A 21,139-nucleotide genomic window follows, 5' to 3' on the forward strand; every position below is an offset into this window, starting at 1 on the left:
CCGTTGTGTTGAGTTATTCTGCGCTTTTTGCGCGATTTAGGCCAGCTTGTAAAAAGAAGTTACTCGATTTTATATTAAGCGCTTCTTGTTTATAAGGCTCAATAACTGATTCAGGAAACGATAGCATTAACTGCTCAATACTTTGATCTTTATTGTTTTTAACGTGCTCTATTATGGCTGTTAAAAATGATAGAGGCTGTTTCAGCTGCTCTTTTGTTAATGTGCCGCCGTGCCCAGGTAAAATAATAGTGAGCTTTTCGTCGTTAATATATTGCTTAAGCAACGTTTGCCAACTTTTAAGTTCACCGTGTCCAGGGTAAGGAAGCCAGTCAACGATATCGCCACCAATAAGCACACTGCCATTATTAGTAGTAATAGTTAAATCGCCGTTAGTATGGGCTTGCTGCGGCTCAAGCATTACCTCAAAATCACCAAGGTCGATAACTTTACGACTATCAATTACTATTTTGGGTTTGCTAAGCTGATACTCCTGCCAGCGAAAAAGTCGTTTTTTTGCAAGCTCTAACTTATTTCGCCATTTAGCTTGCTCTTCTTTGGGCACATTTGCTAATCGTTGGTAGCTCAGCTCAATGCTCTTTTCATAGGTGTCTAGTTTGTCGGTATATGCTGTTTGATAAAGGTTAAAATTTTTATTTACCTGCTGATGAACAATGAGCTTAGCATCAGGGTAAAAATTTTGCATAACCGCCATACCTAGCAAGTGATCGTCATGGTAGTGGGTAGCCACTAAATAGCATAAGGGTGTTTTAAGGCGTTTCTTTAAATCTTCAGCAAGTTGTTCAACTGCAGCAAAATTGGCGCTCGTATCAACAAGTAGGGCACATTTTTCGCCTTCAATTAATACTTGATTAGAGTCGTAAAAGCGAAGCTTGTCTTGTTGCTTTAAAAACTGAATATGAGGGTTTATTGTATTCCAAGTAACGGCAGCGTAGGTGCTAGGTACTATTGATAATAAAGTGCATGCTAATAGTAAGTGCTTACATGAAGAGGCTATGTTTGAAAGTTTTAACTTCATTTATTATCTCTACGCTGATGTTTAATTACTTTAATAATAAACAAAAAGCGCAGTATGCGCTTTTTATTTTTGGTGTTTGGGGTCATTTGCCAAATGCTGACTGAGTTTATCAATCATTTGGTCTTGATGCTGTTGCTCAACTGTAGCCTGTGTTTTTGCTTCTAGCAATTCGTGGCTTAAGTTTAATGCTGCCATTAGTAGGGCTTTTTGATCGTTTCTAACGGTTGAGCGTTGCTTCATTTGCTCAACTAAGTCATTTAGATTTTTAGCTGCTGCTATTAATGCATCTTCCTGCCCTTCAGGGCAAGCAAATTGCTGCTCTTTACCTAGCAACTCAACAGTGACCCGCTGGTTTTGCAGCTCAGACATTAGCTAGCCTGTTGTGCGCTTTGTAACTTATCAAGAAGACCAGATAAAGTAGTGCTGGCATCTTTTTGCTTTTCTTCATTTTCTAAAGCTTCAAGTTGTAGCAATTCGTTGTCATCGCTTAGTTTAGTGTTCTGTTCTTTTAAAGTAACAACATCTGTTTGTAATTGGTTATTACGTTCGATTAAAGAATCGATCAGTTGTTCGAGTTGTTGAAGAGTAGTGTTATTCATAAAGGCGCTCATATAACTGTAATTAATGTCATGCAAATGTAAAGCAAAGTGTGTTGATTTGCCAGCATTTACGGTGGTTTTAGCTGATTTTTCTTTTGCGTTAAGGGATAATTCAGCATATGGGCTTTTTCATTCAGAAATGGTTCACTTAAACACTCTCTTATCTTGGTGTAAGTTGCCAAAGCCTAGTGCTTATGGTTCACTTACGATATTAAATTGCGTATGGCGAAAATAAATAATGCTTAGTTACAGACACTCATTTCATGCGGGTAATCCTGCCGATGTACTTAAACACTTAGTACTGGCACAAGTGCTAAATTATCAAACAATTAAAGATAAACCGCTTGATTATATAGACACACATTCAGGTGCTGGCTTTTTTGAACTTGCAGCTGCCGATGCGCAAAAAACGCAAGAGTATCAAGATGGTATTGAAAAACTTTGGCATCATAAAAGTGAGCATGCTGAGCTTAATGAATACATTGAATTAATTAAGTCATTTAACGACACTGACGAACTTGCGTTTTATCCAGGTTCACCAAAAATTGCAGAGCACTACTTACGCCGCCAAGATAAGGGTTGGTTTTTTGAACTGCACCCGCGCGATTTATTATTACTTGAAGAAAACATGCAAGGTAAGCGATCTATTCGTGTACGTGGAGAGGATGGTTTTGCAGGTTTAGTTGGTTTATTACCACCAGCATCTCGCAGAGCGTGTGTGTTAATTGACCCTCCATACGAAATTAAAGATGACTACGAAACGGTTGTAAAAACCTTAGTTAAAGCTTATCAGCGTTTTGCTACAGGTACTTACATGATTTGGTATCCGGTTGTTGATAGAGAACGCATTGATAATATGGAGCAGGGCTTAATTGATTCAGGAATGCGCAACATTCAGTTATTTGAATTAGGCACTGAAGCGGATACTGACGTACACGGTATGACAGCATCGGGCATGATTGTAATTAATCCTCCATGGAAGCTAAAGCAAACAATGGATGCAATAATGCCTGAGCTTGTTGGTTTGTTAAGTGAGCCAAGTGGTTTTTACCGAAGTGAACAACTCGTTGATGAGTAACTTTAAATAGCGCTTATAACGAATAATAAAATGCCCGGCTTTGCTGGGCATTTTATTTAAAATCAATACGAATGTGTTAGGTAATATTTATATAAGGGAGCTAAATATTAATTAAAATAAACCGCACTAAAAGTAGCAAGTGTATTACCGCGACTGTTTTTAAGTTTTAGTGATTCACCTGTTATTTCCCACTTTGAAGTTTTGCTAAGTACGTCAGACATAGCCGCTTCTTGGCTCATATTATCCGAGCACATCTTTTTTGTACTTGCTAGCTGACTAAGTGTAATTGTTTGCTGCTCGGTGCTATAGCTTCCGCTAAAATTATTACAGCCTAAAAAGCCATTAACGCGGTGGTCTTTATTGAACTGAATGAATGGTTCTTTAGTTGTAACATTCACAGTTTGAGCATTTATTGTTATTGCTTTCCAGTAAGTATTTGTGAGTGTTACATCGGGTTTTTGAGTCGACACTTTTGAAAGCTCAATTTTATAGGGGGTAGTTAACTGTGATTCTGCAAACGGGTCATGATTTGTTGTACTTGTGTAAAGCACTTTGTCTTTATTTATAATTCTGGCGCTTAGGCTATAGCGATGTTTATCGCTAATTTTGCTGGCATCATAAATTAGCTCAACGGTAAATGGCGGGGCTTGGGTAACATCAATCACTTCTTGTGTGATTATATCGGCTTTTACATCCATTTTAGATACATTGGAAAGCGTAACTATTAATTGCGAGCCAGGGCGAAGCATACTGCGATCTTTGTAGCTAGCTTGGATAGTTAGGCTGGTTATTGCTTCTGCAATTTCTGTGTTTTCAGTCGATTTAGTTTGCTCACCGCAGCCAGTTACTGCAAAAGCGCTAAGCGCCAATAAGCCAATCCCTGCAACTGCCTTTTTACGCGAAGATACTGCTTGATGCTTTTCCATGTTGGTTATCCTTACTCAATATTATGTCCTTAGTGTATTACCTAGTTACTTAATCATTCCTTAACTTATTTTAAACATAAAAAAAGGCGCATTAGCGCCTTTAATAATTAAAAACAAACGATTATTTTTTAACAAACTTAGTTAAAATAACAATGCGCTGGCCGTCAACTCGCCCTTCAATATGTTCAGGGTTGCTGGTTAGGCCAATATTACGAACAGCTGTTCCACGTTTAGCGGTAAGGCTACTGCCTTTAACGTCTAAGTCTTTAATTAGGGTAACAGTATCGCCTGCTTGAAGTACTACACCGTTGCTATCTACATGCTTTAAATCGTCATCTTCGGCAAGTGCTTTTTTAGCCCAGGTTAGCGTGTCTTCTTCAAGGTAAATCATGTCTAGCGCATCTTGTGCCCAGCCATTATCAGGCGCTAAACGCGAAAGCATTCTGTAAGCTACAACTTGTACTGCAGGAGTTTGGCTCCACATGCTATCGTTTAAACAGTGCCAATGTGTAGGCGTTATTTCGCTGTTATTCTCGATTTGATCTTTACATGTTTGACACGTGTAAATACATTTATCTGAGTGGGTTTCAGTTACCGGTGGTACTTCATAAACAGATAAGTTCTCGGTGGCTGCACACAATTCACATTGATTATTACTACGTTCGATTAAGGCTTTTTCAATACTCATGGGGCTCTTTCTGATTCTGGTCGAGTTAACATTTGCTGCTATTATACTCCAAAACACGAGCTCTGCGCCATTAGTCCCTTAATTTTGTGTGGGTATATTACTCATATACTTATCTTCAATACTTTTTATATATCCTTGAGCGTGAAGGTTTTTAATTGCTAGGTTTATTTGGGGCAATAACCCTTTATGTTTGCTCAATAAACGAATTCTTAAAAAACCATGGGAATGCTGTGCGCCAAAGGCAATGTTTATCCCTAACTGCTTTGCCCAATAGAGTGCAGTTAACTTACCTACTAGTGCTGCTTCTACACGGTTTCTTGATAGAGCGGTCATAAGTTCTTTCTCGGATGGAAAGTCAACACGCTCAAAGGTGTTATCATTAAAGTAATAGTAACCTAGTACCGTTCCTATATTTTTGCCCTTTAAGCTATCAGCGCTTTGCCAGTTCCGGGCATTTTGAGGCAAGGTAACAATCATTTCTGTGGCATAAATAAGGGGCTCTGAAAAAACATAACGAGAGTCATTTCTCTCATCCTTTGGAAGCCATTCTAATGAAATAACATCAAAATCGATTATTTCATCTTGTAAATATTTGGTAATACGCTTTGTGGGTAGGTCGATATGAGAAGCTGCAATATTTGCATCATCGAGTGCTTTTTCAATAATTTCGGGTAATACACCAGGCTTTTCTGGATCATTTGTATAATATGGATAATGACTACCTGACGCGCTAACATTGTATTTGAGGGGAGTAGGGTTAATGCTGGCATAGCTAAAAGATACAAATAGTAGAGGGCTCAGTACTAATAACCGAATAAAGTTAGCCAAATCTCCACCTTTTATATTAATATTTTTATATTAGTGTTGTGTAATTTTAACATTTTTGCAATGACGACTATGTTTATCTTATGCGAGTTGCATTAAAGTACACATATTATTGGCTGTTTTGCCATCTCTTATTTATAGGTTTAGAGCCAAGTGAAATTAAATAACATACCTGATGAGGTACAAAAAATAACTCAGTTTGTCGCGCGGCAACCTATTTTTGATATAGACCAGAATGTTTTCTCGTACGAACTGCTTTATCGAGACTCAGCCAACAATGCGTTTCCTGTGGGCACTTCTGATGTGCATGCGACAAGCCGCCTGTTTTTTAATGCATTAATGTTGGTAGGTTTAGATAGACTTACCGCGCATCATTTAGCTTTTATAAACTTGTCATCAGAAACTATTCTCGATAACTTTCCCAAACTTTTATTGCCAGAAAATAGTGTTATTGAAATAGTAGAGCGCACGGGCAATATTCCTGCGGTTGCTGAGCGTGTGCAAGAACTTAAAAAAGAAGGGTATGTTTTTGCACTTGATGATTACGATGGCGATCCAAAATGGGAGCCACTATTAGCACATGTTGATTACATAAAAATTGAGATAGATGATCCGGTTATTAAAACCAATATGCGCATTAAAAAAATAAAACGCGCAAATCCACATGCAAAAATAATTGTTGAACGAATAGAGACGCATGAACAATTTAATATATTAAAATTGGCAGGCTGTGATTTATTTCAGGGGTTCTTTTTCTCTCGCCCAGAAATGATTACGTATAAAGGTGTAGAGCCTTCAAAGTTAACTGTTTTTGATCTATTGCGTTTTACAGCAAAACAAAAACTTTGCTTTAAAGAAGTTCATCAACGAGTGGCCAGAGATGTAGCCATAACAGCCAGGGTTTTAAAGCTGGCTAACGCGCGTTCAGGAAAAGCAAATTTAGTTATTACTTCTATTTCACAAGCGGTTATTTATTTAGGTGAAGATACAATAAGGCAATTTGTTCGTGTATTAGCAATTAGTGAGTTGGGGGTCGAAAAACCAACCGAATTAACTAAGCTTGCTTTAACGCGGGCTCAATTTATGTCGCTTATTTTAGAGCAAAATAATAAAGAGCTGACCGAGCAAGGGTATCTAGTGGGTTTGTTCTCGGTGCTTGATGCTATTTTAGATGCTGATTTAAAAGACATAGTTAAAGAGTTTACCTTAGATGCAGCTATATCTGATGCGTTACTATTAGAGAGCGGCATTTTAGGAAACTGTTTATCGCTTATAAAAGAATTTGAATTAGATAATGTAGATGAAGCTATGCTCCATTTGGCCAACATAAACTCAGAGCTACACATTGGCGATATATTTAATTTTTTACTGGATGCTGTTTTATACAGTGACGATATTATTGAGGCAATAGCAGAATAAATATGCGTAATTGGTTGTCGGTTATAAGTGTAGTGGTTGCTCTTTGTTTATTGTTTCCTGGTATTACAAAACCAGTATTAACAATAGAGGGCAACATAGATAAATCAAAACTAGCGCAAGCGGGTATTGAAATGCTGGCTGAAGAGGGCGATGGTCGAACTCGCAGTATGCTAATGATGTTCTCGAACATGCTAGGGCTTGATAAGTTAGAAGGTGAGATTAGCGCCTATAACAAAACACAAAGTATTTTAGGCACAGTTAAAGAGCTTGCTAGCAATAATAATTTATTTGTAGCCGCTTTAGTGGGGTTGTTTTCTATTGTTATTCCAAGCTTAAAGCTGCTATTACAATTGCTTTATTGTTGCCTACCTTTGAATGGGTTTAAGCAAAAGCTCGGTCTGGTTATTTGTGCATTAAGTAAGTGGAGCATGGTTGATGTATTTGTTATTGCATTAATAGTGACTTACTTAGCAGGTAACGCCCATGGTAAAAGTGGCGAGCTACTTGTTATGAATGCACAATTTGGTGAAGGGTTTTGGTATTTTAGCGCATATTGTATATTTGCAATTATCGCGAGTAACTTAATTAAAACACCTGCTAAACCGCAGTCTACATAATTAAAGTATTTGTGGTTGCCGTTAGGTTACCTTACAATCATTTTAAAGTTTATTAAAAGGCATAATGTTGCAACGTTTTTACTCTAGTTTACTCATGATAACTTTACTGCTCACTTTTGTGGGTCAGGCAGTTGCGTCTGTAGCTATGGTATGCGAAATGCCACATATGCCAACTAAGACAGCAACGCATGCCCAAATGCCAATGACACAAAGTAGTGATGCAACAGCTGTCGTTAGCATGTCTGAAAATATGATGCAGATGGATTGTTGCGACGACGAAAGTACGCCACAAAATGACTGTAAATGCCCTATGAGTGGCTGCGCTGCTAACTCAATGCTTAATGTTGATACTTTATTTAGCGTTACTTTACTTGAATCTGAAAAAGTAAATGTACGTGTATTTACTACACAAATTAATATACCTCGTTCACTCTACCGCCCTCCTATGTCTGCTTAATAGCAGGATAGGTGTATGTAAAAATTGCGGTAACCCCGTTTATTGGTAACTCCTAAACACCTTTTTTGCTTCCTAATTTAAGATTTTCTTTTATTTTTAGATGGAGCAGGTGATGAACCACGCTGTAAGTATTAAAGTCGTATTATGTAGTGTTGTGTTATTTAGCACAGCTGTTAATGCGCAAAACAATCAAAATAACCTAAATACCGAAACACTAAAGCAAACTAGTAATGAGCAAACGCTTAGCTTAACGCAAGCGCTTAATTATGCGCTAACGCATGAGCCATGGCTAAAAGCGAGTGGCTACCAAGAAGATGCAGCAATAGCGCAAAGCATTGCCGCTGGCACCTTACCCGATCCTGTTTTAACGGTTGGCTTACTCAACTTACCTACTAACGGTTATGCGTTTGATCAAGAAGGGATGACGCAGCTTAAAGTTGATTTGAGCCAAAAGTTTAGCCGAGGGAATAGTTTAGCGCTTAGACAAAAAGCATTAGCACAGTCTGCTCAACAATACCCTTGGCAGCGCGCCGATCGCTTAGCACAAGTAAAAGCAATTGTGATTGAGTCGTGGTTAAACGCGTATCGTGCTCAGCGAAGTATTGCTTTAATTGAGCTAGATAAAGGGCTATTTACTCAACTTATTGACATTACCGAAGCAAGCTACGCAAGCACCTTAGGTAAAACACGTCAGCAAGATATTATTCGTGCGCAATTAGAACTCACCCGTCTTGAAGATAAGCTGGTTATGCTTGAGCAGCAATTTGAAAGTGCTAAAAACCGTTTAGCACAGTGGTTACCTATGAATATGCTTATGCAGCCTTTAAATACTGAGTTTACTAAAACCGCAGGGCTGGTTGATTTTGCGAGCCTTGAATTTGATGAGCTAATACAGTTGCTTATGACGCATCCCGCAATTATTGCGATAGATAAAACCGTAACGGCAAAGCAAACCGAAGTTGCACTCGCTAAGCAAAGCTACAAACCTCAGATGGGCGTTAATGTGGGTTATGGTTACCGAGATGATACCCCGATGGGTGAGTCGCGAGCTGATTTACTCTCTGTAGGGTTTAGTATTGATTTGCCATTGTTTACTGATAACAGACAAGATCAACAGGTTAAATCGGCTATTGCGAGTGCAGAAGCTACTAAAACACAAAAGCTGGTGGCGCTTCAAAAACTCAAAGGCATGTACTTTAAGGAGTTTAGCCAACTCGCTCGTTTGCAAAAACGCGATGCGCTTTATCAAAATACGTTATTACCGCAAATGTCAGAGCAATCTCAGGCAACACTTAATGCTTATACACGCGACGACGGGGATTTTTCTGACGTGATGCGCGCGCGCATTAGTGAACTTAACGCCAAAATTGATGCACTGAATATTCAAGTAGATCAACATATTATTACCGCCCGCCTTAATTATTATGCAAGTAGCTTAGACCCCCAAGTAATGAGCGAGCAAACTGGAGAATTACACAATGAATACTAATTTAAAGTTACTTGTTGCCGCCTTAGTTGGCGCAGGCGCCTTTGGGTTAATAGGCGGCTTAGTAATGCAATTTTTACCTAGCAACTCGGCAATGAATGAACAACAAAACACTGACAAACAGCCCTTATATTGGGTAGCCCCTATGGATAGTAATTACAGGCGTGACACGCCAGGGCTTTCTCCAATGGGAATGGATTTAGTCCCTGTGTATGAAAACGCTAGCAACGCTCAGGATGGACCTGGCGCTGTAACTATTTCGCCTGCAGTCGTTAATAACTTTGGCGTAAGAACCGCCAAAGTAGAGCTTAAAACACTTCACAGCGATATAAATACTGTGGGTTATGTGCAATATAACCAAGACCAACTTATTCATATTCATCCGCGTGTAGAAGGCTGGATTGAAAGTTTATATGTTAAAGCACAAGGCGCAGAAGTTAAAGCCGGTGAGCCTTTATATACATTGTATTCACCACAATTGGTGAACGCACAGGAAGAGCTTTTATTGGCGGTTAATCGTAATAATACCGTGTTAATTCGCGCTGCAAAGGCGCGTTTAGAGTCGTTGAATGTGTCTGATGGATTTATCGAGCGCTTACAAAAAAATAAAAAGATAATGCAAAATATTACTTTTTACGCAAAGCAAAGTGGTGTGGTAGATGAGCTAACAGTACGAGAAGGCTTTTACGTTAAACCAGGCACATCAATGATGAGTATTGCCCAGCTTGATGAAATTTGGGTAGAGGCGGAAGTGTTCGAGCGCCAATCAGAACAAGTGAGTGTTGGGTTGCCCGTTACAATGACGCTTGATTACTTAAAAGGTCAAAAGTGGGAAGGTAAGGTTGATTACATTTACCCCGCGCTTGATGCTAAAAACCGGACTCTGCGTGTAAGGCTTAGGTTTGAAAATGCAGATCATCGGTTAAAACCAAATATGTTTGCACAAGTGAGCATTCACGCTAAAGCGAGTAAGGCGCAATTTACAGTCCCTAAAGAAGCGGTAATTCGCACGCAGCATCAAAACCGTGTGGTTATTGCATTAGGTGAGGGTCGTTTTAAATCGGTAGAAGTTGAAGTTGGGCAAATTAATAGTAATGAAGCGGTCATTTTGTCAGGTGTAATGACAGGTGACACGGTAGTGACTTCAGCGCAATTTTTAATAGACTCTGAATCGAGTAAAAGCTCCGACTTTAAACGAATGGAAATGCCTAGTTCTAGTATTAGCTCAGGTATGAGTTCGGATTCTGGTTCAGACTCAAATATGAACATGGATATGCAGCCACAAAATGCGACTGTTAACGGTACTATTAACGCCATAGATACACAAAATCGCATTATTAATATTAGCCGAGAAGCCATTGAAAAATGGAATCGAGAACCCGCCACAATGGACTTTGTATTAGCGCCAGATATTGATATTACTAAGTTTGAAAATGCCCAGTATATTAATTTTACTTTTAGCATTATTAACGATGAATTTGTAATTACTAAAGCGCAAAACGCAGAGCCGATTGATCATTCTACTATGCAACCTATGCAACACAGTTCTCACTAGGAGCCATTATGATAACTGCCATTATTCGCTGGTCTGTTAGCAATCGCTTTTTTGTGTTGTTGCTTACATTAATTTTACTGGGTGGAGGGCTGTTTGCGGTAAAAAATACGCCCGTAGATGCCTTGCCTGACTTATCTGATGTTCAGGTCATTATAAAAACCACTTATCCGGGGCAAGCGCCGCAAGTAGTGCAAGACCAAGTTACATTTCCGCTCACCACAGCAATGCTTTCTGTGCCGGGTGCACAAACTGTAAGGGGTTTTTCGTTTTTTGGTGACTCGTACGTTTACGTTATTTTTGACGAAAAAACCGATTTGTATTGGGCGCGTAGCCGAGTACAAGAATACCTAAGCCAAGTAGCAAGTAGATTACCCGATAGCGCTACGCCAGAGCTTGGCCCTGATGCAACAGGCGTAGGTTGGATTTATTTATACGCACTAGTTGATAAAACAAATAAACACGATATTAGTCAGCTACGAAGCTTACAAGATTGGTTTTTAAAGTTTGAGCTACAAACTGTGCCCGGTGTATCTGAAGTGGCTGCTGTTGGCGGTATGGTTAAGCAATACCAAGTCAATGTAGAGCCCGATAAATTACGTGCATATGGTATTCCGCTTAGCCTTATTCAAACCGCTATTCAACAAGGCAACCAAGAGATGGGCGCCTCGGTGGTTGAAATGGCTGAAGCTGAATACATGGTAACAAGCACCGGCTACATTAAGAGTGTTGCCGACTTGGAAGCCATTCCGCTTGGCGTAAACGCTAATGGTACTGCGCTGCAATTGCGTGATGTAGCTGATATTCGAGTCGGACCGCAAATGCGCCGTGGTGTAGCAGAGCTAAATGGCGAAGGTGAGGTAACCGGCGGCATTGTTATTATGCGCTATGGCGAAAATGCACAAAAAACCATTGAGCTCGTAAAAGCAAAATTAGAATCGCTTAAAAAGGGATTGCCAGAGGGTGTTGAAATAGTCCCTGTGTACGATCGCTCCAACTTAATAAATAACGCGGTAGATAATTTAACAAGTAAGCTAATTGAAGAGCTTATTGTAGTTGCCTTAGTGTGTGTGGTGTTTTTGTTTCATGTGCGCTCATCGCTGGTGGCGATTATTACGTTACCGCTTGGAATTTTAACGGCATTTATAATTATGTATTGGCAGGGGATTAACGCCAATATTATGTCTTTAGGAGGAATTGCAATAGCGATAGGCGCAATGACTGACGGTGCTATCGTCATGATTGAAAATATGCATAAACATATGGAGAAAACACCCCTTACCAACGAAAACCGCTGGGAAGTTGTGGCTAAATCGGCGAGTGAAGTGGGTCCTGCATTATTTTTTAGTTTATTAATTATTACCGTCAGCTTTATGCCAGTATTTATTTTAGAAGCACAAGAAGGGCGTATGTTTGCGCCATTGGCTTACACTAAAACCTATGCTATGGCAGCGTCTGCTGGGCTTGCGATTACCTTAGTGCCGGTATTAATGGGTTACTTTATTAGAGGTAAAGTCATTTCGGAGCAAAAAAATCCAGTTAACCGATTACTCGTTGCAGCGTATCGTCCACTACTTAACTGGGTGCTTAAATTTCCAAAAATGACATTGGTACTCGCGGTGGTTGTTTCTGTTATTGGCTTTTACCCGGTAAATAAAATAGGCAGTGAATTTATTCCGCCACTCGATGAGGGCGATTTAATGTATATGCCCACAACGTATCCTGGTTTATCGGTAGGTAAAGCGCGCGAAATACTACAGCAAACCGACAAGTTAATTGCCACAGTACCCGAGGTTAAAACAGTATTTGGTAAAGTTGGGCGAGCAGAAACTGCAACAGATCCTGCGCCGCTTACAATGATAGAGACGTTTATTCAGTTAAAACCAAAAGACGAGTGGCGCGAGGGTATGACGCTTGAAAAACTTAAAAAAGAACTCGACGGTTTGGTTAAGTTTCCAGGGCTGACTAATGCGTGGGTAATGCCAATTAAAACGCGTATTGATATGCTCGCAACCGGTATTAAAACTCCCGTGGGCATTAAAGTTGCGGGACCAAAGTTGAGTGAAATTCAAAAAATTGGTCAACAAATAGAAGTGCTTTTAAAAGATGTTCAAGGCACCGCATCGGTTTACTCAGAGCGAGTAGCCGGTGGACGTTATATAAAAGTAGATATAAATCGTGAAAAAGCCGCGCGTTATAGCTTAAACATTAGCGACGTACAGCAAGTTGTATCTACTGCAATAGGTGGTACAAACGTAACAAAAACGGTAGAGGGGCAAGAGCGCTACCCAGTAAATTTACGCTACCCACAAGCATACAGAGACTCGCCAGAAGAGTTAATGTTGTTACCTATTGTAACGCCTACAGGGCAGCGTATAGCACTTGGTGATGTAGCCGATGTATTTATTGAAGATGGACCGCCTGGTATAAAAAGCGAAAATGCACGTTTAAACGGTTGGAGTTTTATTGATATAGATGGCGTTGATATTGGTACTTACGTTGAGCACGCTCAGCAAGTGCTCGATAAAGACCTAATACTACCTGCTGGCTACTCAATTACGTGGGCTGGGCAGTATGAATACATGCAGCGCGCTAAAGACAAACTGACTTATGTATTACCTCTTACATTAGCGATTATTATTGTATTGCTTTACCTTAATTTTAGAAGCTTTGCTGAGGTCACTATTATTATGGCTACGTTGCCACTGGCAATGATTGGTGGCGTATGGCTAATGTATTTAGAGGGCTTTAACTTTTCAGTTGCAGTAGGTGTGGGCTTTATTGCCTTAGCCGGTGTTGCGGTAGAAATAGGGGTCATTATGTTGGTGTATTTAAACCAAGCCTATCAAGAAAAATGCCTCGAAGCAGAGCAAGCCGGAAAACCGCTTAGCTTAGTGCAATTACAGCAAGCTATTATTGAAGGAGCAGGGCTTCGAGTACGCCCGGTTATGATGACTGTCGCGACAATTATTATCGGTTTATTACCTGTACTTTATGGTACAGGCACCGGAAGCGAAGTAATGAGCCGAATAGCAGCGCCTATGGTTGGCGGTATGGGCAGTGCAATTGTACTCACCTTACTTGTTATTCCTGCTGTTTACTTGCTGTGGCGCAAACAAGGACTTAAATAATAAATACACAGAGTAATACGCTAATTTGATGGCGTATTACTCTATAAAAGTTACTCATAATTTGTAAGTTGTTCTATTAAATAGCTTGTTATTACTCATATTTAAATTAACTAACTGTTTTTAAATAGCTTTTTAATTGGCACGCTTTACGCAGTGTATTACCTATACAGTCAACAAGTAAGGAATGCACATGCAAGTTAAAACAATTAAAGAGGTATACGATTGGACCGTTTTGTTTCATACGCAAATGGCGGCTAATTTTTATAGCGTAAAGGATTTACTCGATGAACATAATGCAATGCTGGTGGACTACTACCTAAATTACGAAAAAAAACTCGCCGAAGATTTAGTCGGGTTTAAAGCGATAACCGAAATAAATACGCTCGATACGTACAGTTATGAATACTTTGCTAAAAATCCTGAGCTAATTACTTTTGAAGACATTAGTAAAGATCAGCAATTCGATGAAGAAGTCATCCAAGGCTATTTAGCACAGCAACATCAAAAAGTGATTGAGTTATATGAATACTTACTTGAACGCGCCGAAACCGAAAGTGGGCAAGAAAAGCTTCAACAAATACTAGAGCTTGAAAAGCAAGGTATAAAGCAAATGATGCAAAGTACTAATCGTCATATGGATATGTAGCTTTATAAAAGAGCGGGATTACTGAGTTTATCTCGCTCTTATTAGCTTTAAGGTGATTATTTAAAATAGCTGATGCTTGCATCGGCTTATTTTATGTCTGCGTTAAATAATCTGCAGAGCATTTTGATGGACTGAAATGGTATGCGTGTCAGTTGTATGGCACGCATAAATGGAGGTTAAACTTCTTCCGTATCTACAATTAAATCACTTGTAATTGATTCCAATGCTTCAATAACTTCGTCTTTATCCATACCATTTGGCAAAGTAACGGTAGCAACAGCGCTAAAAATAGGCACTCCCCAATTAGGTGCACTTTGTTGTCTTGAATTTAAGTGAGTAATATTAGCGCCTTTATGACGTATTACACTTGCCAGTTCTTGAACAATACCAGGACGGTCGTTACCTGTTATAACTAGATTAATTTGCTCTAGTGTTGATGGTTCAATCTCTGTGTTTCCGGTTTCAATACGAACGTCTAACTTAGGTAACTTATTTAAAGCACTTTGTAATGATTGAAAATGCTCCTCAGCAACTTCAAGTTGAATAATACCTGCAAAATGACCTAATAAATGGCTTAAGTTACTGCTTAGCCAGTTGCCATGATTCTGTAATACGACTGATGAGATGCTCTCTACTAAACCAGGGCGATCTTTCCCTAAAATAGTTATAACCAACTGCTTCATAAATAATTCTCTTTTTAAGCCCAAAGAAAGTAAATGCATAGGCATTAAGTATGTTGTCTAATTTAAATTGTGTGTTGTTGCACTTTTTTATAAATCTTTGATTATAAGTTAAAAAATGGATGTAGTTGTGTTGACTATACGCAGTATTAATAGTCATTATTATTTACTAAGTACTCTTTTAGTATTGACCTCGATAAATACTTTGTCCAATTATTTTATAATTTAGTTCACTTATAAATCACCTATTTGAAGCTAATTTAGACTTTTCCCTCGTTAGTTTTATTTAAAGCTGTTTTAGAGTGCTTATTGTTACCGTTGTAACAATACTGTCATCTTGATGAAATATAATTTATGCAACGTTAAGATTTAAGGGTGTTTTGATGACTTCAAATCCGAATAAGCCGACTTTTAATACGGATCGAAGCCGTCTATTTAAAGATCGGTTTGCCAAATTTGGCATAACCGCAGGTGGGATAATGGTATTAGTAGCGCTGCTATTAATATTCTTTTACCTTCTTTATGTAGTACAGCCAATTTTTGAATCAGCAAAAGTAGAAAAGCGCGATAGCTTTCATGTTGCTAATTCACAGCAAATAGTAGGTTTAGGCGTAGAAGAGCAAACTGAAGTAGCTTATTTACTAAGTGAGCAGGGGCAGGTTGATTTTTACAGTGTTGAGTCAGGTAGTTTTGGTAAAAAACTCAAAACACTTAATGCAGATTTACCAAGTGATGCAACAAGCTTTGCAACAAGCGCGCCTTTTCAAGGGCATTATGCGTTTGGTTTAGAAGATGGCACCGTAATGGTTGTTGCACCTAAATTTTTAGTTACCTTTCCAAATAACGAGCGTAAATTAACACCTCGCTTAGGTTTTCCTCTAGGGGAAATGGCTTTAGAAGTAGATGAACAAGGTGCAGCTATTAAACGCTTTGCATTTAGTCACTATGAAGACAAAACAGCGGTTGTAGCTCTTACAGAAGATAAGCGTGTATTATTTAGCAGCTTTATTGCTGAAGAGAATATGTTTACTGGTGAAGTTGAGTGGGTTGTTGAGCGTACAGAACTTGATGTTGAAGGACGTGTAGACGAGTTATTAATGTCGCCAGATACAACACGTACTTTTGTGCGTTCTGCTAATCAAGTGTATGTATACGATACACGAGACCCAAGTGATGTAGAGCAAATTCAATTACTTTCGGCTAACGAAGAAAATGCAAATATTGTATCTGCACAGTTGTTGGCTGGTGCAAACTCATTAATGCTTGCGAATGATAACGGTGAGGTTTCGCAGTGGTTTGAAGTAAACACTGACACAGGCCGCGAATATCAAAAAATTCGCTCATTTGAAACGACTAAGCAAAGTAAGCTAAATATATTTACTGAGTTTTACCGTCGTACTTTTTTTACTACCGGCAATAATGGTGAGCTAGGTGTGTATTACACAACAAGTGAAGCAAAACTTTGGCAAGGTAAAGTAAGTGAAGGTGCAATAGAGAACTTTGCAATTGCACCACGTTCAAATGCTGCGTTAATTTTAGCGGATAACAAACTAACCGTATTAGATATTCACAACGAGCATCCAGAAGTTACTTGGTCAGCACTTTGGCAAGAAGTGTGGTACGAAGGTTACCCAGAGCCAGGTTATATATGGCAGTCAACATCAGCTAGTGATGACTTTGAGTCTAAGTTTTCATTAGTGCCAATTTCGTTTGGTACATTAAAAGCTGCACTTTACGCTATGTTGTTTGCTGTACCAATCGCGCTTTCGGCGGCTATTTACACGGCATACTTTATGTCGAGCAAATTACGTAAAGTGGTTAAGCCTACCGTAGAAATAATGGAAGCATTACCAACGGTTATTTTGGGTTTTTTAGCGGGTCTTTGGTTAGCACCGTTAATAGAAGAACACTTACCTGCGATTGTTGGGTTACTCGTACTATTACCGCTAGGTATGTTAGCGACGGGCTTAGCTTGGACTAAATTGCCAACAAAAATTCGCCATAGAATTCCTGAAGGTTCTCATTCAATTATCCTTATTCCGGTCGTCTTACTTATTGGTTGGTTTTCGTTTGCGATGAGTGGATTTGTTGAGCTTTGGATGTTTGACGGCAATGTACGTCAGTACTTAACAAATGAGCTGGGTATGACATTCGATCAACGTAACTCACTTGTTGTAGGTATTGCGATGGGTTTTGCGGTTATTCCTACCATATTCTCAATTGCAGAAGATGCTGTATTTAGTGTTCCAAAGCATTTATCAAACGGCTCATTAGCATTAGGTGCAACGCAGTGGCAAACACTAATACGCGTTGTATTACTAACAGCAAGCCCTGGTATTTTCTCAGCGGTAATGATGGGACTTGGCCGAGCAGTTGGCGAAACCATGATTGTACTTATGGCCACGGGTAATACACCTATTATGGATTGGAGTATTTTCCAAGGTATGCGAACGCTTGCGGCAAATATTGCAGTTGAAATGCCAGAGTCTGAAGTAGGCAGTTCACATTATAGAATACTGTTCTTAGCGGCCTTTGTACTATTCATATTCACATTCATTTTTAACACAGTAGCTGAGTTTGTTCGCCAGCAACTGCGTGAAAAATATAGCTCGATGTAAGCGGAGAGACACGACATGGTAAAGCAGTGGTTTAAGTCTGGTTCTCCTTGGATTTGGATGACCGGTGGTGCAGTGAGCATCAGTTTGATTTCAGTTTTAGGCTTATTAGCAATGATAGCCTGGAAGGGATTAAGTTTTTTTTGGCCTTCAGAGGTTATGCAATTTGAACTTGAAGGGTCGATTGCAAAGCAAACCGTGATTGGCGAAGTTTACGACCGTGAATTAGTACCAAAAACGCGTTTAGCCGCGACAGGTATTGATGTTAGCGAATTTGAAAAAGAAGAAATAGAGCGCTTGCTTATTAAAACAGGTAACCGCGAATATGTAGATTTAGATTTTCGTTGGATATTAGAAACCGACATAAAAAATAAAACAGCACCAGCGGCGCTTGCTGTATTTGAGCGTAGTAAAAACGGTAATTTTTATGGTTATGTTGAAAGTGTAATTAAAGATGGTAAACCAGTCGAAGGCGATAAGATTGAAGCGCTACATGAGCTTGTAGAGCGTGCAGTTGACTTAAATGACGAAGCACTTGATTTGCAAAATGGTGACATTGGGCATATTAACTACGCACTTGAACGCCTTCGTTTAAAAGAAAAGGGCTACTTACTCGATAATGCACTTACTGATGAGCGTGTTGCTGAGCTTGCTCAAGAGCGTGCTGAATTACGTGCACAGTATGGTGTACTTGAAAAAGATTTATTTGCACTACGCAAGCAAGCTAAGCGTGACCACGTAACTGTAAAAGATATGCGCGGTGAGGTTGTAACGATTCCAATGTACCAAGTACTTGATGTTTGGTTTCCAAACGACATGGGCTTTTTTGCAAAGCTAGGTCACTATTTTGTACAGCTAGGTAAGTTTGTATCTGATGATCCACGTGAAGCAAATACAGAGGGCGGTGTTTTCCCTGCTATATTTGGTACTGTGTTTATGGTTATGTTGATGGCTGTAATAGTGACACCGTTTGGCGTTGTTGCTGCAATTTACTTACACGAGTACGCCGCTAAAAATGCAATCACTAAAATGATTCGTATCGCGGTGATTAACTTGGCTGGTGTTCCTTCAATTGTATATGGTGTATTTGGCCTTGGCTTTTTTGTATACATGTTAGGTGGTAGCTTAGACCAACTATTTTATCCAGAATCGTCGCCAACGCCAGTATTTGGTACGCCAGGTGTAATGTGGTCGGCATTAACGCTCGCCATACTAACGCTGCCAGTTGTTATTGTATCGACTGAAGAAGGTTTATCTCGTATTCCAAGTACCGTACGTGATGGTTCACTAGCGCTTGGCGCAACAAAAGTTGAAACGTTATGGCGCATAATTATTCCAATGGCAAGCCCTGCAATTATGACAGGTTTAATACTGGCAGTTGCGCGTGCTGCAGGTGAAGTTGCACCGTTAATGCTAGTAGGCGTTGTAAAAATGGCCCCTACATTACCACTTGATGGCAACTTCCCGTATTTTCACTTAGATAGAAAGTTCATGCACTTAGGCTTTCATATATACGATGTTGGCTTCCAAAGCCCTAATGTTGAAGCGGCACGCCCGCTGGTATACGCAACGGCCTTTTTATTGGTGTCGGTGATTATTACCCTAAACATAACGGCCATTGGTATACGTAACCATTTACGTGAAAAGTACAGATCGCTTGAACACTAATTAGTAAAGATTTTATAGGTAACAAAAATGATTACAGTCGCTCCAAAAGTAAACCAAGCTAATATAGGCCAGAAGTTAGACCTAGAAAATTTAACGGATGACCAAAAAGCGCTAGAGATTAAAGATCTCGATCTTTACTACGGTGATAAGCAAGCGCTTAATAAAGTAAATATGAACATTCCAAAAGGCCAAGTAACTGCGTTTATAGGACCATCGGGCTGTGGTAAATCAACTCTATTGCGTTGTATCAACCGCATGAACGATTTGGTAGATATTTGTCGTATTGAAGGTGAAATATTACTTCACGGTCAAAATATTTACGATAAGAGCGTAGATGTAGCAGCACTTCGTCGTAATGTAGGTATGGTGTTTCAGCGTCCTAACCCATTTCCTAAATCAATTTATGAAAATGTGGTTTATGGCCTACGCTTACAAGGCATTAAAGAGAAGCGTAAGTTAGACGAAGTGGTAGAGCAATCACTTCGTGGTGCTGCTTTATGGGATGAAGTAAAAGATAGATTACACGATAGCGCGTTTGGCTTATCGGGTGGTCAGCAACAGCGTTTAGTTATTGCTCGCTCAATTGCAATTGAGCCAGAAGTTCTTTTATTAGATGAGCCTACATCGGCACTCGACCCAATTTCTACTTTGGTAATCGAAGAGCTAATAAACGATTTAAAAAACCAATTTACCGTTGTTATTGTTACTCATAACATGCAACAAGCGGCACGCGTATCTGATCAAACAGCCTTTATGTATATGGGCGAATTGATTGAGTACTCAGACACAAATACCTTATTTACTACACCAACGAAGAAAAAGACCGAAGATTACATTACCGGTCGTTACGGTTAATTAGTCCGTTATAGCGTGTTGTGCAAGATAAAGAGAGAAGGTAACTATGGAACATAATATTAATAAACATATTTCTGGGCGTTTTAACCAAGAGCTAGAAAATGTACGTAATCATGTATTAAGCATGGGTGGATTAGTTGAGCAGCAGTTAAATAGTGCGCTTGATGCTGTGAGCCGTAACGATGCAGAGCTTGCACAAAAGGTACGTCAGAACGATTATAAAGTGAATGCTATGGAAGTAAGCATTGATGAAGAATGTACGCGTATTATTGCGCGTCGCCAGCCTGCAGCAAGCGACTTACGTTTAGTGATTGCAATTGCAAAAACAATTGCTGATTTAGAGCGTATTGGCGATGAAGCTGAGCGAATTGCTAAAGTTGCACTAGACTCATTTACTAAAGATCAGCAAGATTTATTAGTAAATATTGAAAATATGGGCCGTCAAGTTTTAAAAATGCTACACGACGTACTAGATGCATTTGCGCGCATGGATGTGCAACGCGCATTTCAAGTACATAAAGAAGATGCAAAAGTTGACCGCGAATATGAAGCTATCACACGTCAAATAATGACTTACATGATGGAAGATCCACGCTCAATCCCTAAAATCATGGACTTAGTTTGGTCTGTTCGCTCATTAGAGCGTATTGGTGATCGCTGTCAGAACATTGCTGAATACATTATTTACTTTGTTAATGGCAAAGATATTCGCCATACATCTCAAGAAGATATAGAAAAATCACTATGATTTTTCATCCATCATGTATTTCTATTAAAGCGGCTTAGTGCCGCTTTGTGTATTGCAAGCTTTAGTGAAGTAATAAAAAGCGTTCACAATCTTGGTTAATACTGTAAAATTCA

The 21,139-nt window shown here is 39.4% G+C and carries 19 protein-coding genes; 12 read left to right on the forward strand and 7 right to left on the reverse strand.

The features are described 5' to 3' along the window. Positions 1–13: 13 nt before the first annotated feature. From I6F43_RS09690 to I6F43_RS09700, 3 genes are all read right to left on the reverse strand, one after another. Complete coding sequence (locus tag I6F43_RS09690) at positions 14–1,036, reverse strand: MBL fold metallo-hydrolase (protein WP_197102062.1); 1,023 nt, start codon at positions 1,034–1,036, stop codon at positions 14–16. A gap of 63 nt (positions 1,037–1,099) precedes the next feature. After that, on the reverse strand, positions 1,100–1,405 hold the full coding sequence (locus tag I6F43_RS09695; RefSeq protein ID WP_007586447.1) for a cell division protein ZapA: 306 nt from the start codon (positions 1,403–1,405) through the stop codon (positions 1,100–1,102). Further along, positions 1,405–1,635, reverse strand: coding sequence for a hypothetical protein (locus tag I6F43_RS09700; RefSeq protein ID WP_007586448.1), 231 nt, complete (start codon positions 1,633–1,635; stop codon positions 1,405–1,407). The genes I6F43_RS09695 and I6F43_RS09700 overlap by 1 nt, the downstream gene beginning before the upstream one ends. 238 nt (positions 1,636–1,873) lie before the next feature. Here I6F43_RS09700 and I6F43_RS09705 point away from each other — a divergent pair, with 238 nt between their 5' ends. Further along, entirely contained in the window at positions 1,874–2,713 is an 840-nt protein-coding gene (locus I6F43_RS09705) for a 23S rRNA (adenine(2030)-N(6))-methyltransferase RlmJ (RefSeq protein WP_024607886.1), read from the forward strand. Between the two features lie 107 nt (positions 2,714–2,820). Here the strand turns inward: I6F43_RS09705 and I6F43_RS09710 are convergent, their stop codons facing one another. The 3 genes from I6F43_RS09710 to I6F43_RS09720 all read right to left on the reverse strand — a co-directional run bounded on the left by I6F43_RS09710 (position 2,821) and on the right by I6F43_RS09720 (position 5,155). Next, positions 2,821–3,639, reverse strand: coding sequence for an META domain-containing protein (locus I6F43_RS09710; protein WP_101164326.1), 819 nt, complete (start codon positions 3,637–3,639; stop codon positions 2,821–2,823). Between the two features lie 121 nt (positions 3,640–3,760). Then, a complete protein-coding gene (locus I6F43_RS09715) occupies positions 3,761–4,327 on the reverse strand; it encodes a PhnA domain-containing protein (RefSeq protein ID WP_007586451.1) in 567 nt (188 codons plus the stop codon). 78 nt (positions 4,328–4,405) lie between these two features. Continuing rightward, positions 4,406–5,155, reverse strand: a complete 750-nt coding sequence (locus tag I6F43_RS09720; protein WP_197102065.1) for a substrate-binding periplasmic protein — start codon at positions 5,153–5,155, stop codon at positions 4,406–4,408. Between the two features lie 150 nt (positions 5,156–5,305). Here I6F43_RS09720 and I6F43_RS09725 point away from each other — a divergent pair, with 150 nt between their 5' ends. The 7 genes from I6F43_RS09725 to I6F43_RS09755 all read left to right on the forward strand — a co-directional run bounded on the left by I6F43_RS09725 (position 5,306) and on the right by I6F43_RS09755 (position 14,460). Continuing rightward, a complete protein-coding gene (locus I6F43_RS09725) occupies positions 5,306–6,571 on the forward strand; it encodes an EAL and HDOD domain-containing protein (RefSeq protein WP_197102067.1) in 1,266 nt (421 codons plus the stop codon). A gap of 2 nt (positions 6,572–6,573) precedes the next feature. Beyond that, positions 6,574–7,188, forward strand: coding sequence for a paraquat-inducible protein A (locus I6F43_RS09730; protein WP_007586454.1), 615 nt, complete (start codon positions 6,574–6,576; stop codon positions 7,186–7,188). A gap of 94 nt (positions 7,189–7,282) precedes the next feature. Beyond that, entirely contained in the window at positions 7,283–7,645 is a 363-nt protein-coding gene (locus I6F43_RS09735) for a hypothetical protein (protein ID WP_225913250.1), read from the forward strand. Positions 7,646–7,757: 112 nt separating this feature from the next. Beyond that, a complete protein-coding gene (locus I6F43_RS09740) occupies positions 7,758–9,134 on the forward strand; it encodes a TolC family protein (protein WP_007586456.1) in 1,377 nt (458 codons plus the stop codon). After that, entirely contained in the window at positions 9,124–10,686 is a 1,563-nt protein-coding gene (locus tag I6F43_RS09745; protein ID WP_197102069.1) for an efflux RND transporter periplasmic adaptor subunit, read from the forward strand. Before I6F43_RS09740 ends, I6F43_RS09745 begins: the two co-directional genes overlap by 11 nt. An 8-nt stretch (positions 10,687–10,694) precedes the next feature. Further along, positions 10,695–13,814: an efflux RND transporter permease subunit gene (locus I6F43_RS09750; RefSeq protein ID WP_197102071.1), complete on the forward strand. Its 3,120-nt coding sequence runs from the start codon at positions 10,695–10,697 to the stop codon at positions 13,812–13,814. Between the two features lie 190 nt (positions 13,815–14,004). Beyond that, positions 14,005–14,460, forward strand: a complete 456-nt coding sequence (locus I6F43_RS09755; protein ID WP_007586459.1) for a hypothetical protein — start codon at positions 14,005–14,007, stop codon at positions 14,458–14,460. 176 nt (positions 14,461–14,636) lie between these two features. On the opposite strand, the gene I6F43_RS09760 is transcribed toward I6F43_RS09755, so the two are convergent. Beyond that, positions 14,637–15,143 (reverse strand): glycine cleavage system protein R, encoded by a 507-nt coding sequence (locus tag I6F43_RS09760; RefSeq protein ID WP_007586460.1) that lies wholly within the window; start codon positions 15,141–15,143, stop codon positions 14,637–14,639. A gap of 380 nt (positions 15,144–15,523) precedes the next feature. Here I6F43_RS09760 and I6F43_RS09765 point away from each other — a divergent pair, with 380 nt between their 5' ends. The 4 genes from I6F43_RS09765 to phoU are packed head-to-tail and all read left to right on the forward strand — an operon-like array spanning position 15,524 to position 21,026. Continuing rightward, positions 15,524–17,758, forward strand: a complete 2,235-nt coding sequence (locus I6F43_RS09765) for an ABC transporter permease subunit (RefSeq protein ID WP_197102073.1) — start codon at positions 15,524–15,526, stop codon at positions 17,756–17,758. Between the two features lie 15 nt (positions 17,759–17,773). After that, positions 17,774–19,423, forward strand: a complete 1,650-nt coding sequence (gene pstA / locus I6F43_RS09770) for a phosphate ABC transporter permease PstA (RefSeq protein WP_197102075.1) — start codon at positions 17,774–17,776, stop codon at positions 19,421–19,423. Positions 19,424–19,450: 27 nt separating this feature from the next. After that, complete coding sequence (gene pstB / locus I6F43_RS09775) at positions 19,451–20,278, forward strand: phosphate ABC transporter ATP-binding protein PstB (RefSeq protein ID WP_007586464.1); 828 nt, start codon at positions 19,451–19,453, stop codon at positions 20,276–20,278. Between the two features lie 46 nt (positions 20,279–20,324). After that, positions 20,325–21,026: a phosphate signaling complex protein PhoU gene (phoU, locus tag I6F43_RS09780; RefSeq protein WP_007586465.1), complete on the forward strand. Its 702-nt coding sequence runs from the start codon at positions 20,325–20,327 to the stop codon at positions 21,024–21,026. The last annotated feature ends 113 nt before the right edge of the window (positions 21,027–21,139 follow it).

Origin of the sequence: Pseudoalteromonas sp. NZS71_1, from assembly GCF_015864305.1 — a bacterium.
GTDB classification, from domain to species: domain Bacteria; phylum Pseudomonadota; class Gammaproteobacteria; order Enterobacterales; family Alteromonadaceae; genus Pseudoalteromonas; species Pseudoalteromonas arctica.

Coding starts and splice junctions, on each gene's coding strand:
- I6F43_RS09690 (WP_197102062.1), bottom strand. CDS start 1,036: ATGAAGTTAAAACTTTCAAACATAGCCTCTTCATGTAAGCACTTACTA.
- I6F43_RS09695 (WP_007586447.1), bottom strand. CDS start 1,405: ATGTCTGAGCTGCAAAACCAGCGGGTCACTGTTGAGTTGCTAGGTAAA.
- I6F43_RS09700 (WP_007586448.1), bottom strand. CDS start 1,635: ATGAATAACACTACTCTTCAACAACTCGAACAACTGATCGATTCTTTA.
- I6F43_RS09705 (WP_024607886.1), top strand. CDS start 1,874: ATGCTTAGTTACAGACACTCATTTCATGCGGGTAATCCTGCCGATGTA.
- I6F43_RS09710 (WP_101164326.1), bottom strand. CDS start 3,639: ATGGAAAAGCATCAAGCAGTATCTTCGCGTAAAAAGGCAGTTGCAGGG.
- I6F43_RS09715 (WP_007586451.1), bottom strand. CDS start 4,327: ATGAGTATTGAAAAAGCCTTAATCGAACGTAGTAATAATCAATGTGAA.
- I6F43_RS09730 (WP_007586454.1), top strand. CDS start 6,574: ATGCGTAATTGGTTGTCGGTTATAAGTGTAGTGGTTGCTCTTTGTTTA.
- I6F43_RS09735 (WP_225913250.1), top strand. CDS start 7,283: ATGATAACTTTACTGCTCACTTTTGTGGGTCAGGCAGTTGCGTCTGTA.
- I6F43_RS09740 (WP_007586456.1), top strand. CDS start 7,758: ATGAACCACGCTGTAAGTATTAAAGTCGTATTATGTAGTGTTGTGTTA.
- I6F43_RS09745 (WP_197102069.1), top strand. CDS start 9,124: ATGAATACTAATTTAAAGTTACTTGTTGCCGCCTTAGTTGGCGCAGGC.
- I6F43_RS09750 (WP_197102071.1), top strand. CDS start 10,695: ATGATAACTGCCATTATTCGCTGGTCTGTTAGCAATCGCTTTTTTGTG.
- I6F43_RS09755 (WP_007586459.1), top strand. CDS start 14,005: ATGCAAGTTAAAACAATTAAAGAGGTATACGATTGGACCGTTTTGTTT.
- I6F43_RS09760 (WP_007586460.1), bottom strand. CDS start 15,143: ATGAAGCAGTTGGTTATAACTATTTTAGGGAAAGATCGCCCTGGTTTA.
- I6F43_RS09765 (WP_197102073.1), top strand. CDS start 15,524: ATGACTTCAAATCCGAATAAGCCGACTTTTAATACGGATCGAAGCCGT.
- pstA (WP_197102075.1), top strand. CDS start 17,774: ATGGTAAAGCAGTGGTTTAAGTCTGGTTCTCCTTGGATTTGGATGACC.
- pstB (WP_007586464.1), top strand. CDS start 19,451: ATGATTACAGTCGCTCCAAAAGTAAACCAAGCTAATATAGGCCAGAAG.
- phoU (WP_007586465.1), top strand. CDS start 20,325: ATGGAACATAATATTAATAAACATATTTCTGGGCGTTTTAACCAAGAG.